Origin of the sequence: Acinetobacter entericus (assembly GCF_026168575.1) — a bacterium.
GTDB lineage: Bacteria > Pseudomonadota > Gammaproteobacteria > Pseudomonadales > Moraxellaceae > Acinetobacter > Acinetobacter bouvetii.
The window spans coordinates 1-13,073 of record NZ_JAPEQW010000002.1 but is presented as its reverse complement, the minus strand read 5'-3'; the positions used below and the strand labels follow the sequence as shown (position 1 = coordinate 13,073).

At 44.0% G+C, this 13,073-nt stretch carries 11 protein-coding genes and 1 tRNA gene; 6 read left to right on the top strand and 6 right to left on the bottom strand.

Annotated features, from left to right (window positions below):
- Positions 1 to 68: 68 nt before the first annotated feature.
- Positions 69 to 1,517 carry a CYTH and CHAD domain-containing protein gene (locus OKC24_RS01550; protein ID WP_131275908.1) on the top strand — a complete coding sequence of 483 codons (1,449 nt, stop codon included), beginning with the start codon at positions 69 to 71 and terminating at the stop codon, positions 1,515 to 1,517.
- 90 nt (positions 1,518 to 1,607) lie between these two features.
- Here the strand turns inward: OKC24_RS01550 and OKC24_RS01545 are convergent, their stop codons facing one another.
- Positions 1,608 to 2,240 (bottom strand): hypothetical protein, encoded by a 633-nt coding sequence (locus OKC24_RS01545; protein ID WP_265464590.1) that lies wholly within the window; start codon positions 2,238 to 2,240, stop codon positions 1,608 to 1,610.
- A 108-nt stretch (positions 2,241 to 2,348) separates the two neighbouring features.
- On the opposite strand from OKC24_RS01545, the gene OKC24_RS01540 reads away from it, so the two are divergent.
- Together OKC24_RS01540 and OKC24_RS01535 are read left to right on the top strand one after the other, a co-directional pair.
- Positions 2,349 to 2,744, top strand: coding sequence for a DUF3144 domain-containing protein (locus OKC24_RS01540; protein WP_005010560.1), 396 nt, complete (start codon positions 2,349 to 2,351; stop codon positions 2,742 to 2,744).
- A gap of 204 nt (positions 2,745 to 2,948) precedes the next feature.
- Positions 2,949 to 4,013 (top strand): amidohydrolase family protein, encoded by a 1,065-nt coding sequence (locus OKC24_RS01535; protein WP_131275910.1) that lies wholly within the window; start codon positions 2,949 to 2,951, stop codon positions 4,011 to 4,013.
- A gap of 132 nt (positions 4,014 to 4,145) precedes the next feature.
- Here the strand turns inward: OKC24_RS01535 and OKC24_RS01530 are convergent, their stop codons facing one another.
- The 3 genes from OKC24_RS01530 to OKC24_RS01520 form a co-directional block, all read right to left on the bottom strand.
- Positions 4,146 to 6,914 (bottom strand): M16 family metallopeptidase, encoded by a 2,769-nt coding sequence (locus OKC24_RS01530; protein WP_265464589.1) that lies wholly within the window; start codon positions 6,912 to 6,914, stop codon positions 4,146 to 4,148.
- A gap of 171 nt (positions 6,915 to 7,085) precedes the next feature.
- A complete protein-coding gene (locus tag OKC24_RS01525; RefSeq protein WP_130144541.1) occupies positions 7,086 to 7,919 on the bottom strand; it encodes a PhzF family phenazine biosynthesis protein in 834 nt (277 codons plus the stop codon).
- A gap of 112 nt (positions 7,920 to 8,031) precedes the next feature.
- A complete protein-coding gene (locus OKC24_RS01520) occupies positions 8,032 to 9,420 on the bottom strand; it encodes an L-cystine transporter (RefSeq protein WP_005010569.1) in 1,389 nt (462 codons plus the stop codon).
- Positions 9,421 to 9,659: 239 nt separating this feature from the next.
- On the opposite strand from OKC24_RS01520, the gene OKC24_RS01515 reads away from it, so the two are divergent.
- Positions 9,660 to 10,244: a flavin reductase family protein gene (locus OKC24_RS01515; protein WP_131275912.1), complete on the top strand. Its 585-nt coding sequence runs from the start codon at positions 9,660 to 9,662 to the stop codon at positions 10,242 to 10,244.
- Between the two features lie 142 nt (positions 10,245 to 10,386).
- Complete coding sequence (gloB, locus tag OKC24_RS01510) at positions 10,387 to 11,118, top strand: hydroxyacylglutathione hydrolase (RefSeq protein WP_131275913.1); 732 nt, start codon at positions 10,387 to 10,389, stop codon at positions 11,116 to 11,118.
- Positions 11,119 to 11,173: 55 nt separating this feature from the next.
- On the opposite strand, the gene OKC24_RS01505 is transcribed toward gloB, so the two are convergent.
- Positions 11,174 to 11,446, bottom strand: coding sequence for a hypothetical protein (locus tag OKC24_RS01505; protein ID WP_130144535.1), 273 nt, complete (start codon positions 11,444 to 11,446; stop codon positions 11,174 to 11,176).
- Between the two features lie 432 nt (positions 11,447 to 11,878).
- Between OKC24_RS01505 and OKC24_RS01500 the strand changes: the two genes are divergently transcribed.
- On the top strand, positions 11,879 to 12,082 hold the full coding sequence (locus OKC24_RS01500) for a hypothetical protein (RefSeq protein WP_005010578.1): 204 nt from the start codon (positions 11,879 to 11,881) through the stop codon (positions 12,080 to 12,082).
- Between the two features lie 764 nt (positions 12,083 to 12,846).
- Here OKC24_RS01500 and OKC24_RS01495 read toward each other — a convergent pair.
- A tRNA-Leu gene (locus OKC24_RS01495) sits at positions 12,847 to 12,932 on the bottom strand.
- Between the last annotated feature and the right edge of the window lie 141 nt (positions 12,933 to 13,073).

Here is a 13,073-nt window from a genome sequence, read left to right as displayed (position 1 = left end):
GCTTTGTTTTATAGTCAATACTCAAGATGTAATGCTGCTTTTAACTTACTGGGAAAGGTTGGTTTGCAATGTCCGAGATTGAACTTAAATTCCAAATTCCTCAGGCTAAACTGAAAGCCCTAAGCCGCTATGTGCAGCAGCAGAGCCCTGAGCGCTTGCAGCTGCATGCCAAATATTTTGATACTGCAGATTTATATTTACAGCAGCACCAGATTTCATTGCGCCAGCGCCTAGAAAATGAAAAATGGCTGCAGACCTTGAAAGCGCCTAAAAATAATATCGAACGGATTGAAATTGAAACCGAACTGAATCCGCACGAATCCAATTCAATCGGCTTAGAGCCCTATCTTCAGGAAAAGAGCCTGCAAGCCGTACTTTTGCCTGCCCTGCAATCACCATTATCTGTTCAATTTGAAACACAAATTCAGCGTCAGCAGATTCTGCAGCCATTCAATGGCAGTGAAATTGAAATTGCTTTTGACCAAGGACAAATCACAGCCAATGACCACGCCATTCAGATTCATGAAATCGAATTTGAACTCAAGCAAGGCAATATACGCGATTTGATTCAAGCTATTCTACCGTGGATTAAAAAATATCACATCTGGCTGGACAGCAGCAGTAAAGCGCTTAAAGGGCAAATGCTGCAGCAGTCGTGTTCAGCAGCGCCGGTTCAGTATCAATCTGCCCTTAAACTGAATGCGGCAGATGACTGCGATACGGCCCTGAAGAAAATCATCGCCAATTGCCTGGAACACCTGCTGCCAAATTCCAGCGCAATCGCTTCAGGTCAATTCAGTTCAGAGCATGTGCATCAAACCCGCGTTGCCATACGGCGCCTGCGCAGCGCGCTGAAAACCTTTGCTTTTGAATCGCCTGCGGTATCTAAAGCGGCCCTCTGGCAGCAAAAGCTGGCTGATTTGTTTCGGCAGTTTGGCGCCACCCGCGACCGTGATGCCTTGTCTGAAAGCTTTATGCCCCAGTTAATTGCCGCAGGTTCACCGATTGTGCAATTGCCGCTGCTTCAAGAAACTGAAACTGTAAATATCCCTGATATATTTCAAATACCAGCAACAACGCTGCTTTTACTGGAGCTGATTGAATTTGCCTATTCACCGCCTCAGAAAAGCCCAAAACTCAAAAAACCGCTGAACAAACGGCTCCATAAAATGCATGCGCATATTTGCCGTGCGCAAACGCAATTTGCGCACATGCAGGATGCAGAAAAACACCAATTGCGCAAACGGGTAAAAACACTGCGTTATAGTGTGGAGTTTGCATCCTCACTCTATTCCAAAACCAAGGTGAAAACCTATTTAAAGGCCCTTAAGCCGTTGCAGGATAACTTAGGACGCTTTAATGACTTATCTGTCGCGTATTCATTATTTGAAAAAAATACACAGCAGCAACCTGAAGCATGGTTTGTTCTCGGCTGGATCACAGCTGAAAAACAGCAGCTTGAAAAGCATATTGTTAAAAGTTTGAAATGCTTTAGCCAAGCGCAGCCCTTTTGGTAAATGTGCAAATGCATTTTTCGGATAAATCCGAAGCATCAGACCGGCTTCATTGATGCCATTCACCAAAGCGCATCTGAAATGAACTGATAATTAACGGTATTTGCCAAAAACTTTCCAAGTATGATTGTCAGCCAAGGGATCGCTATAACTGTCATTGCGCTGCTTGCGCGGTTTATCCCGGGCATCAACCAGCTGGAAATCATTTTCGACACTCAGCACAATGCCATTCACATAAAACCGCGTGCGGGTATATTCGCTCTGCCCAAACTGAAAGACATAAGTGCGCAAGTCGATAAATTCACGGTGCGCAACCAAGGCCGCTGTATCATCTGCGTCCAGCCAGTGATGCATGGCGGATATTTCCTGAGGTTCAAACTGGCCGCATTTTTCCACTAAGCTTGCAATGCCGCGAAACGTTTTTGACTCTTTGGCGCGGGTTTTATTAATTCGGATGCGGTCTACATGAAAATAAAATAACGGCAAATTTAAATGGCTCGGCAAATGAATGGCGTCGACCGCTTCATCTTCCATAAAAGGCTGAAACAGCGCTTGCGCCCGCTCAATCAGCCCGCCCCATTGCTGATAATATTCATCAACTTGTTCTTTGCTGCCGTAGTAAATGGGCAAGCCTTCAACATTGGCTAAATTTGCCGGCGGCCAGATATTTTGACGCAATAACGCAATGTCGCTTTTTAAACTTTGTACTGCAATTGCATCTTGCATGGCGGTTTCCAATTTGCTTAGGCTATTTTTAGATTAAGTCAATGGTTTTGTTTCTGCAAGGCTTTGCCTATAATTAACCTTTAAGATTTTAGATGTCAGGAAAAATTCATGGTTCAAAAGATTGATGCGACCGATGTAACTGAAGAAGAAGCGTTAAATGCGGCTTTCTTTGAACGTGCTGATGAATTTATTAAACTTGCAAATGAATTTAGCCGTGTAGAAAAAGGCAGCCAAGAAAAGCCTGCTGAAAAACGCGCGCAAATCAGCGCTGCGATGCTGTTTGGCACAGCCCGTTTCAACACTTGGGTAGCAGCCAATAACTTCAAAGATGGCAATGAAATGCGCGATGCCAAAGATCAAGTCATGTCATACATCTTGCAGCAATTCCAAATGATGCTGGAAGACAACTACGATGAATACTGTGAACAGTTCGAAAACTATTTGCGCTTCCGCCATAATGAAGAATTTCATGCCAACAAGCATGATCACGATCATAAGCACTGAACGCCTTGAGTTTTGACCAAGTCATTCAGTCCTGCTGAATGCATACAAACGCATTTAAAAGCCCTTCGGGGCTTTTATTGTTTTGATTGAATATCATTCACCGCCTTCAAATACGCAGCGTTTTGTCATCTTTTTTGCAGATCTGCGGCTTTTTTATGATAAAAGTTTTGTTCAACACCATAATACTGCACATTAGGGAACGCCATGCAGCAGCTCGATTTTGGCATCATTGATGCGCACATTCACCAATGGGACCCCTACAGCACACCGCATGCGGCAGCCACCGCGGTAAAACTGCTGGGCAAGCACCCCAAGCTGCTGGACAAAATGATGCGCATGCTGAAACCAAAAGATCTGATAGAAACTCTCGGACTGACCCAGCATGTCACCTCCCCCTATTTACCTGCCGATTATAAAGCGGATATTGGCCGCTATGCGGTAGAACAGGTTGTACATGTTGAAGCCAGCTGGCATGACCATAAGGGCAAAGGCGTCATTGGCGAAACTGAGTTTATCTCTAAACTGCCTTTTGCACAGGAAGGCTTGAAGCTTGGAGCAATTGTCGGCACAGCAGACCCGAGAGACAGCAGCTTTAAGAAAATTTTAAAATTGCATCAAAAAGCGTCGCCAAAATTCCGCGGCATACGCAAAATGGCGGCGGCGCATGAAGACCGTCAAATTCATGCTTGGGCTGATGAGCCGCATTTATATATCAATAAAAAATTCATGAAAGGTTTTGAAGCACTGGAGGCTCTGGATTTAAGCTTTGACGCATGGGTCTATTCCACCCAGCTGCCAGATTTAATCAAACTGGCTAAAGCGTTTCCTGAGACGTCAATTATATTAGATCACTTTGGCACACCTGCCGGCCTGTTTGGCCCTGTTGGCGCGCATACAGGCATCACCCAAACAGCTCGGGAAAATATTTTATTCCGCTGGCAGGACGATATCGCTGAATTGTCGCGCTGTCCCAATGTCTACACTAAAATGTCCGGCTTATTTATGCCTGTATTAGGCCATGGTTTTCATAAAGAACGCCGTTTAGCCAACAAAGATGAAGTTTTTGATTTGGCATATCCGATGATTCATCATGTGCTGAACTGCTTTGGCAAATACCGTGTCATTTTTGCGTCCAATTTTCCTATGGACAGTGTAAGCACGTCACTGGTGAATATTATCGATGCATTCAGTGATGCCGTTGCAGCTTATGATCCAGATGCGCTTTCACACGTTTTTAGACATAATGCCAAACAGTTTTACCGTATGTAATTTGCGGCAGGCTGACTGCCGCTTCAAATGCAAAAGCTTAAGAAACAGAAACTTCAGCAACAGAAGTAAAAAACTCCCAGAGCTTGAAGCATCTGGGAGTTTTTTGCTGAATGCAATGAACATCGCATCAAATTATTTTTTATCGGACGTTTGCGCTTTACCGTACTGATCCGCCATCACCTCGACCAGCTGATCTAGACGGATGTATTTTTTAATCGCAGCATCAACATCTGCCTTGGTTAATTTCGCAATGTCTTGATCACGCTTTTCACGGTCAAGCAAATCACGCCCTTTTTCAAGCTGAGGGATCAGCATGCTGTGAATACGGCGTTCATCTTCCAAAGCAGTTACACGCTTTTTCAGCATAGACGCCTTTGCAGCTTCCAGCTCCTGCTCCGTCACACCCTTGTCCAATAAAGCCTGCAGCACTTGATGCACCGTCTGCGAAACTTGCGCTGATTTCCCAGCCGTATAATTTGCGCTGATCATTAAGGCGCCGGAATCTGTCCAGCTGTCAAAGTTCATATTTGCGCCAAAGCCGTAAACCAGCGCGTTTTTCTCACGCAGCTCCTGCGCCAGCCGTGACGATAGCTGCGAATCGCCTAAAATGTGCCGGAAAACTTGCAGTGCAGGCATATCTGCATGATCACTGCCGACAGGCACTGTCAGCAGAGCTTGATAGCTGCCAAACTCGCGCTGCTCTGACAGCGCATGCACTTTCTGCGCGCTATAGGCGGTATAATCGTCACTTAGGCGCTCATAAGGCTCTGCTGTAGTCCAGTTGCCAAACTCAGATTTCAATAATTTTTGAATCTTTTTGGCATCAAAATCACCAGTAATGGCAATTTGACCATGATTGGTTTTAAAGAATTGCTGATACAGCTGCTGCACCTGCTCGCGTGTCGCTGCCTGATACTGCTTTTTCACCAGTTTCGGCTCAAAGTGATAACGCAAATCACCCGGCTGATGTGTTTCAATTAAACGCGCCATGTTTAAAGCAGCGACCGTATCGGGTTCGGTATAGGGACGGTCTAAGCTAGACAAGCTTTGTGACTTAATCAAGTCAAACTGCGCCTGCTCAAAAACAGGGGTCTTCATCGCCTCTAAGAAATATTTAAAAAATTCTTCAAATTTGTCTTTTTTGGCAGAAATTTGAATAGTGAAACCATTGCCGCTGGTGCTGACACTGGCTGAACCGCCTGATTCAATAATCTTGTCCGCAATCTGCTGCAGGCTCTTGCCTTCCGATGCGCGGAACAGCAAATAAGCGGTCAAATCCAAAGTCACATCTTTATTCATCAGCGACTCTGCCGTGCCAAAATCCAAAGCAATCGAGGCATAGGTTTTGTCGTCACGCGTTGTTGTCGGGTACAGCGCATATTGAATGCCATTTTTAAGCTTGCCGCGCTGAATCTGTTTTTCTTTCTGCTCTAGATATGTTTTTGACTGCTGAACATATTGCTTCACTTCCTCTTTATAAGCACTGGCATCTTTCAGCGGCTCTTCTGCAGCATCCTGCTGACCTAGTGTTTTAGCGGGCTGAGCTTTTTTCTGTTCCATTGCCTTTTTCTGATCTTCCGGTGTCGGCAGAATATTCCCGCTAATACGGTATTCAGGCTTTAAAAAGGCTTTATAAGTTTGATTCACCTCGGCTGGCGTCAGCTTTTGAATATCCTCTAAATCTTTAAAATAACGCGTCCAGTCGCCATTATACGCCGCATAATAATCACTGAGGCGGGAACCTAATGCCGCCGCATTATTTTTAATGCTGTCGGCCTGATTTCGGGTCATGCTTTTTACCCGATTCAGCTCTGTATCATCAAAGGCTTTGCTTTGCTCTACTCCTTGATTCAACTGCGCTTGAACTTTGGCGGCATCATGATTTGGCGCATACACAGCGCCTAAAAAGACCAAGTTAAAATCCTTATCCAGCCACGTTGATGCCGCAACACCTGTCGCTAAACCAGTTTCTACGATACTTTGATATAGATGGCCGCTAGGCTGCAGCGTATAAAGCGCAGGTGATACTGACAGCGCAGGCACAATGGCCTGATCTGCGCCATTCAGATAAATATTGAATTTGGCGAAATCACTGCCTTTTTGCACGCTGAACTGGCGCTGTTTGATCTTGCTTCCATCCAGTTTAGGCACAACCGCTTGCGCAGGCACAGCGCGGGATGCGATTGGGCTGAATTGCGCATCAATTTGCTCCAGCACCGCAGCTTTATCAAACTTGCCGGAAAGCACCATGACCGCATTGTTCGGCGCATACCACGCGCGGTAGAACTGATTCAGCTCCTGCATATTGATAGACTGCAGTTCTTTCAGATCGCCGATGGGCAAACGGCCCAAGTGCTGATTGCCATATGCACTTTTAAACACCTGATCCATCAACACGGCAAAAGGCTGATCTAAACGCACTTCACGTTCCCGCTTCACAATCAAAATTTCAGAAGGAACATATTTTTCCTGCAGCACCAGTTTATCCATGCGCTCCGCTTCAAGATGAATCACTTCATTCAAAGCCGCCTGTTCTGGACGCACAATATTGGTATATTTCGTCGAATAATAGTCTGTACTGGCATTGGTCATTAAGGTGTACTGATCCAGTCTGCGCTGGAACTCATCGCCTTTGACATTCTGCGTGCCCTTAAAAGCCAAATGCTCCAGCAAATGCGCCAAGCCGCCTTTGCCTTGCGGATCATTCAATGAACCAGTCTTATAAACCGTATTCATAAAAATTTTATTTTCTTTATTATTCTGCGCCAGAATAATACGAAAACCGTTATCTAATTTATATTCTTCAATATCCTGTTCAGTTTTAACCAAAACAGGCTGCGCAAAAATTGCTGAGCTGCAGCCAAGAAAAAAAAGTGAGAGAGTAAGCTGTTTAAAACGCATGAATGTTATCTTTCCAATCTAAATCAATAAATTTGTTATACCGTTCATTTTAGAGAATGATTCTCATTATATACAGGATTTTTTTAAATCTGCCGTATTTTTAATACATTTGCCAGATTAATCCAGCGCATATCAAACTAAATTGAATGCCTGCTTAAGCTTTAGCGAAAACTAACAATCTGTAAAAATTTCTGCCTGCATGTACAGCTTGGCATAGCCCGAAATTTCGATACGGTCATTTTCCAAAATACGGCAATACAGCTCACCGCCCCGCGCCGAAGCCTGATACGCAGTAAGTTCTGTTTTACCCAGTTTATCGGCCCAAATCGGAACAATCCCTGTATGAATAGAACCGGTCACAGGGTCTTCATTAATGCCGTTGCCAGGAGCAAAATAGCGGGATACACAATCATACTGCTGATTGCCTGATGTAATTGCAACATCCACACAAACTTCACCATCTGAAGCGGTAATGGCTGTACGGATGCGGCCCAACTGTTTCAGCAATTCAAAATCAGGCCGCTCATCCAAAACATCCTGAACACTTTCATATTCCACAATATAAGCTTGGGCATTCAAATACACTTGCTTAAAGGGTTTAGTTAAAGCTTGCCTTAAAAGATCAGGATATTCCGTTACTGCCTGCGCCCGGCGCATGGGGAAATTCATCTGAATTTGGCCGTCATCTGCCTGCTCTACAGTAAAGATGCCCAATTTTTTAACGTGAAACTGAATCGTTTGAGCGTCGGTAAAATCTTTAAAAATGACATGGCTGCTGGCCAATGTCGCATGCCCGCAAAAATCGACTTCTGTCGTGGGGGTGAACCAGCGGATTTCATAATTCAACGAATCCAGCATTTTCACAAATGCTGTTTCAGAGAGGTTATTTTCCAAAGCAATATTCTGCATGGCTGCTTCATCCAACCAATGATCCAATACAATTACCGCTGCCGGATTGCCCTTAAACAGCTGCTTGGTGAATGCATCGGCCTGATACATTTTCATCTGCGCTTTTCCCTGATTGATCACTGATTTTTCATCATCTTTGATATGTCTGTAAAAAAGCCAACACGGATGCATTGGCTTTTAAATTTAACCTTATAGTCAGATTGTGTCTTTAAACGTGTGTTAAATCTACATCTTCTTGATTAAAAATTGTTTTATTCGTTTGCCCCAGCAGCTGGCTGGTCACTGTGCCTGCCGTCATCGACCCGCTGACATTCAGTGCAGTCCGCCCCATATCAATCAAAGGCTCAATCGAGATCAGCAGCGCCACCAAAGTCACTGGCAAGCCCATAATGGGCAGGACAATTAAAGCCGCAAAAGTCGCTCCGCCGCCCACACCCGCAACACCAATTGAACTGAGTGTCACCACACAGATTAAAGTCAGTATCCATAATGGGTCTAAAGGATTGATGCCAACCGTCGGCGCGACCATCACGGCCAGCATCGCTGGATACAGCCCTGCGCAGCCATTTTGACCAATGGTAGTGCCAAATGACGCAGAAAAGCTGGCGATTGACTCAGGCACGCCAATACGGCGGGTTTGCGCTTCAATATTCAAGGGGATGCTGGCTGCGCTGGAACGGCTGGTAAAAGCAAAGGCCAAAACCGGCATGACCTTTTTAAAGAATTTAAAAGGATTCATGCCTGTAAGCGCCAAAATGACCGCATGCACTGCAAACATAATGGCAAGGCCAATATAAGACGCGACCAAAAACCCGCCTAGATTCAGAATATCCGCCAAATTTGAACTGGCGACCACTTTGGTAATTAAAGCAAATACACCATATGGCGTCAGCAGCATGACTATCCGCACCAGCTTCATCACCCAGCCTTGCAGCGTTTCAATGGCAGTTAATACACGGCGCCCTTTTTCAGGCTCTTCATTGATGAGCTTGATCCCTGCTATCCCCAGCATCACGGCAAAAATCACTACGCTGATGATGGATGTCGGGTTCGCGCCTGTAAGTTCAGCAAAAGGATTGCTTGGAATAAATGACAGCACCAAATCCGGCACGCTTAAGTCTGTCACTTTAGAGATGTATTCTGTATTCAGCTGGTTTAAACGCGCGGTCTCTTGAGTGCCCTGCACCAAACCGGCAGCGCTTAAGCCAAATAAGTTAGTCACCATCACCCCGACAAAAGCGGCAATAAAAGTAGTCAGCAGCAGTGTGCCGATACTTAAAATACTGATTTTGCCTAATGAGCTGGCATCATGCAGCCTAATAACCGCCCCTAAAATGGAAATAAATACCAGCGGCATCACCACCATCTGCAGCAGCTTGACATAACCATTGCCAACAATATTGAACCACTGTATCGAGTCTTTTAAAATATCAGGCGAACTGCTGTAAACGGCATGCAGTCCTAAACCAAAAATCACACCTAGCCCTAAACCGGCAAAAACTTTCTTTGACAGGCTCCATTGGGTTTTATGCATCTGCGCAAGCAACAACAAGAGTGCAATAAATACTGCGATATTCAGCATTATTGGTGTATTCATGAGCTTTCCTTTAAATTTCTAGCTCTATTATACGCTTTCAGCTCAACGTTGCCCAAGGGCACCCATTCAGCCGGCCACAGCTATTTTGTGTTTATGACCCGCCTCTTGACGATATCTTCGTCAGCTTCATGTTTATGCACAGTGCAGAATTACAAGCTTTGCAGTCCCTGCTTGATAGTTTAAGCTCCAATCTGCGTTACCTCAGTTTATTAAATCCATTTAGATTTCAGGTTCACTGCATGCTTACACATCTTCTTCCCGTTGAATTAGAAAAATCATACCGCCTGCTTAATCATGGGCCAACAGTGCTGGTCTCCGCACAGGATCATGAACATACCGATGTCATGACAGCCGCTTGGGCCTGCGCGCTGGAGTTCAATCCCGCTAAAGTGACTGTTGTGCTGGATAAAAGCACAAAAACTCGAGAAATTATTGAAAATTCAGGATACTTCGCACTGCAAGTTCCTACGCTAAAACAGCTGAAAATGGTATATGCCTTAGGCATGATCAGCCTCAAAGATGCCCCTGAGAAACTGCGCCATTCTGGGACTGAGCTGTTTAAATTCCCGCATTCCAATATTCCTGTTGTCGCGGGCTGCGCCGCCTGGCTTCTATGCGAGCTTATTTCAGAACCGCATAATCAGCAGACGCATGATTTATTTATTGGCAAAGTCATTGGCGCTTATGCAGATGAGCGGGTTTTCAGGGATGGCCATTGGCACTATCAGGATGCTGCAGATGAATGGAAAAGCCTGCATCATGTGGCTGGCGGGCATTTTTATACTATCGGCGATGCCGTCAGCGTTTACACGGATCAAGAATAAAACGGATTCAGCAGAATACCGATGCTGAATCGTTTCCGTGCTTTTCTAAGATTAACGCCCGCAAATATTCAATTTTTATAGTATTAGCAAGCCGCTTTACATGATAAGTTGAATTTATGCAAAAAATTAAGAAGTAAGCCCTATGTCTTTTAAAATTCACTGCATAGATGTTAAAAATGCGCTTCAAAATTACATCTGGCTTTTAGAACATGAAGATTCTCAAGATGTTATTGCCATCGACCCGACAGAAGCAGGTTTGGTTGAACAATACTGCCAAGCGCATCAGCTGAACTTAGCGCAAATTTGGCTGACTCACTGGCACAAAGACCATGTTGGCGGCGTGCCGGAGCTGATCAGTGAGCACAATATACCTGTTTATGGCCCGCGGGATGAATTATCTAAAATTCCGTTTATCACGCATCCCTTGGCAGACGAAGGCCATTTTGAATTTCACGGCTTAAAGATCGATATTATCGCTGTTCCAGGCCATACCCTAGGGCATATTGTGTATTTTATCGATGCTTTAGATGTGCTGTTCTGCGGCGATACACTGTTTGCTATGGGCTGCGGGCGTGTCTTTGAAGGAACCCATCCGCAAATGTTCCATTCATTAAACCGGCTGGCTGCCCTGCCGCCGCGGACCAAAGTGTATTGCACGCATGAATATACATTGTCCAATGCACAGTTTGCACTGCATGCAGAGCCTCATAATATGGCCATCAGAGAGCGCTTTGAACGTATTGAAGCGCTGCGCATGCTGGGACAGTGTACCCTGCCCAGCACGATTGAATTAGAACTTGAAACCAATCCTTTTCTCCGAGCGGACAATGCAGAAGAGTTTCAGCGCTTAAGAGAAATGAAAGATCAGTTCTGAGGAAAAAGACTCGGACTTTAAGAAATATCCAAGTGCTAAAACTCGAATTTTTCTATCATAAAATTTGATTTGTTTCAGCGAATGCATCCAGTTCCGCCTGTGTCACCACACGGACTGCATGCATTTCATCCACACGGACCAAAAGCAGCCCGCCCAATGCCGGCTGATAACGGCGCGCACTTCCAAATGGCGTATAGGCGACCTTCGATTCAGCAGAAAAAATCAGCCAGTCTTCATGGCCCAGCATCACCGCGGCTGGCTGTTGATCATTTTGCGTCATTCTGTCAATTTGATTGGCAACGAATTGTTCAATGGTTTCAGACCGCATGACAATTTCCCTTCTTCAGTTTGGCTTTATTTGCAAACTCAAATATACAGCGCAAACAATCCTGCATCCTTATAAAAAAGGATGCCTTGATCAAAGGCCGCATTTTAGCGCTAACTGCATACTTTATTCTTTTTATCGCGTTTTGATTATGATCAGCTGTATGATTTACATTCAGATTTAATACAGCATAACCTTTAATAATGTATTTTTCATTGCATTTAAGTTTATTTTATCAATGCAATCATAATTAGTTACACTCTATAAAATTGATTATAAATTATATATTTAATTTAAAATCCTTATCATTTCAACCAATTTCATTGTTTATTTATTCAGCAAAAAAATGTAATTTTATAAAAAGTTCCATTTTGCCCTTTAAAAAATATTTAACCATCCCTATTAAATATTTATCAATGAATAAGGAGTTCTCTCGTGAAAAAAGTGGTTAAAGCAAAAAATCTGATCGCATTTCGTCTTTGGCTTGAAAAATTAGGCTATAACGTCCGCAGCTTAGCAGACAACCGCGGCTTCTCATTCAGTTTTAAAAAAGAATATGGCTTAGTCACCTGTGACCTCTCCGGCAATGCTTTGGCCATGCAGCTGGGCGAAGAATTTGAGGATCACTTAAAAGCATAATTCATCTGCCAATTTTTGATCGAGAAAAATGGATTTTTCGAAACTATGCCCTCCACTGTGAGGGCTTATATTTTACAGCACTGCAGCTTTATCGTGCCTCAAGCTATAAAACACAAGGCTATAAACTCTGACTTTGTTACGCAAACCAATCATCAGTGTTTATTGAACTTTATCATTTATAAATAAAGATCCCCCGCGCCTAACAAATGGGGACTTCTTAATGCGCTTTGATTAATCACAGAAATATAATATTGGGTTTGATCCCTGCGGCTAATGGTACGCCGAATCAACAGGCAAAAATGACCGAAACCATACTTATTCAGATACAGCCAACCCTATTCCGCTGGGCGATCAAGGCTTTATTTGGATTATCTTTGCATGTGACCAGAAGCTTTGTTCAAAGCCCGATGAAATTTTGTAAGTTGAATTAGGCCGCGCCTGATTACCCAACCCTTTGCAGACTGATGTGTGCTGATAAAAAAACGTTGAATCGCCGCCAAAAATTTAGACACCAATTGCCCGTTTTATATGGCTGTCACTTGCTCTAAGAAAGAGTATTTCAATAGATTTAACAAGATCTAATTTCGCTTCAGTTCCCAATGCGTCAGTTTTCTTTTTATTTCATCCCGAGTTTAACCGTTAAAATTGGTTGAACTTTAGCCAGATCAACGGCATCCCAAACATTAAATTAAGCAATAAAAAAGCCTTAATTCTTTTTGAATTAAGGCTTTATACTTCATATAAGGCTATATGAAGTTAAATTCTGGTGGGGATAGAGAGACTCGAACTCTCACGCCCAGAAGGCGCTGCGACCTGAACACAGTGCGTCTACCAATTCCGCCATATCCCCTTAGGTCGCCAATTATAACAAGATAAATGGACTTTTTCACATAGTGCTGTTTAAAAAAACAGCTATTAAATCAATAATAAACGCATGATTTAATATTTGATGGTGGGGACGGAGAGACTCGAACTCTCACACCTTGCGGCG

Bases quoted from the DNA above. Each gene is read 5' to 3' on its own strand.
- OKC24_RS01550 (WP_131275908.1), top strand. From the start codon at position 69: ATGTCCGAGATTGAACTTAAATTCCAAATTCCTCAGGCTAAACTGAAA.
- OKC24_RS01545 (WP_265464590.1), bottom strand. From the start codon at position 2,240: ATGCAAGATGCAATTGCAGTACAAAGTTTAAAAAGCGACATTGCGTTA.
- OKC24_RS01540 (WP_005010560.1), top strand. From the start codon at position 2,349: ATGGTTCAAAAGATTGATGCGACCGATGTAACTGAAGAAGAAGCGTTA.
- OKC24_RS01535 (WP_131275910.1), top strand. From the start codon at position 2,949: ATGCAGCAGCTCGATTTTGGCATCATTGATGCGCACATTCACCAATGG.
- OKC24_RS01530 (WP_265464589.1), bottom strand. From the start codon at position 6,914: ATGCGTTTTAAACAGCTTACTCTCTCACTTTTTTTTCTTGGCTGCAGC.
- OKC24_RS01525 (WP_130144541.1), bottom strand. From the start codon at position 7,919: ATGAAAATGTATCAGGCCGATGCATTCACCAAGCAGCTGTTTAAGGGC.
- OKC24_RS01520 (WP_005010569.1), bottom strand. From the start codon at position 9,420: ATGAATACACCAATAATGCTGAATATCGCAGTATTTATTGCACTCTTG.
- OKC24_RS01515 (WP_131275912.1), top strand. From the start codon at position 9,660: ATGCTTACACATCTTCTTCCCGTTGAATTAGAAAAATCATACCGCCTG.
- gloB (WP_131275913.1), top strand. From the start codon at position 10,387: ATGTCTTTTAAAATTCACTGCATAGATGTTAAAAATGCGCTTCAAAAT.
- OKC24_RS01505 (WP_130144535.1), bottom strand. From the start codon at position 11,446: ATGCGGTCTGAAACCATTGAACAATTCGTTGCCAATCAAATTGACAGA.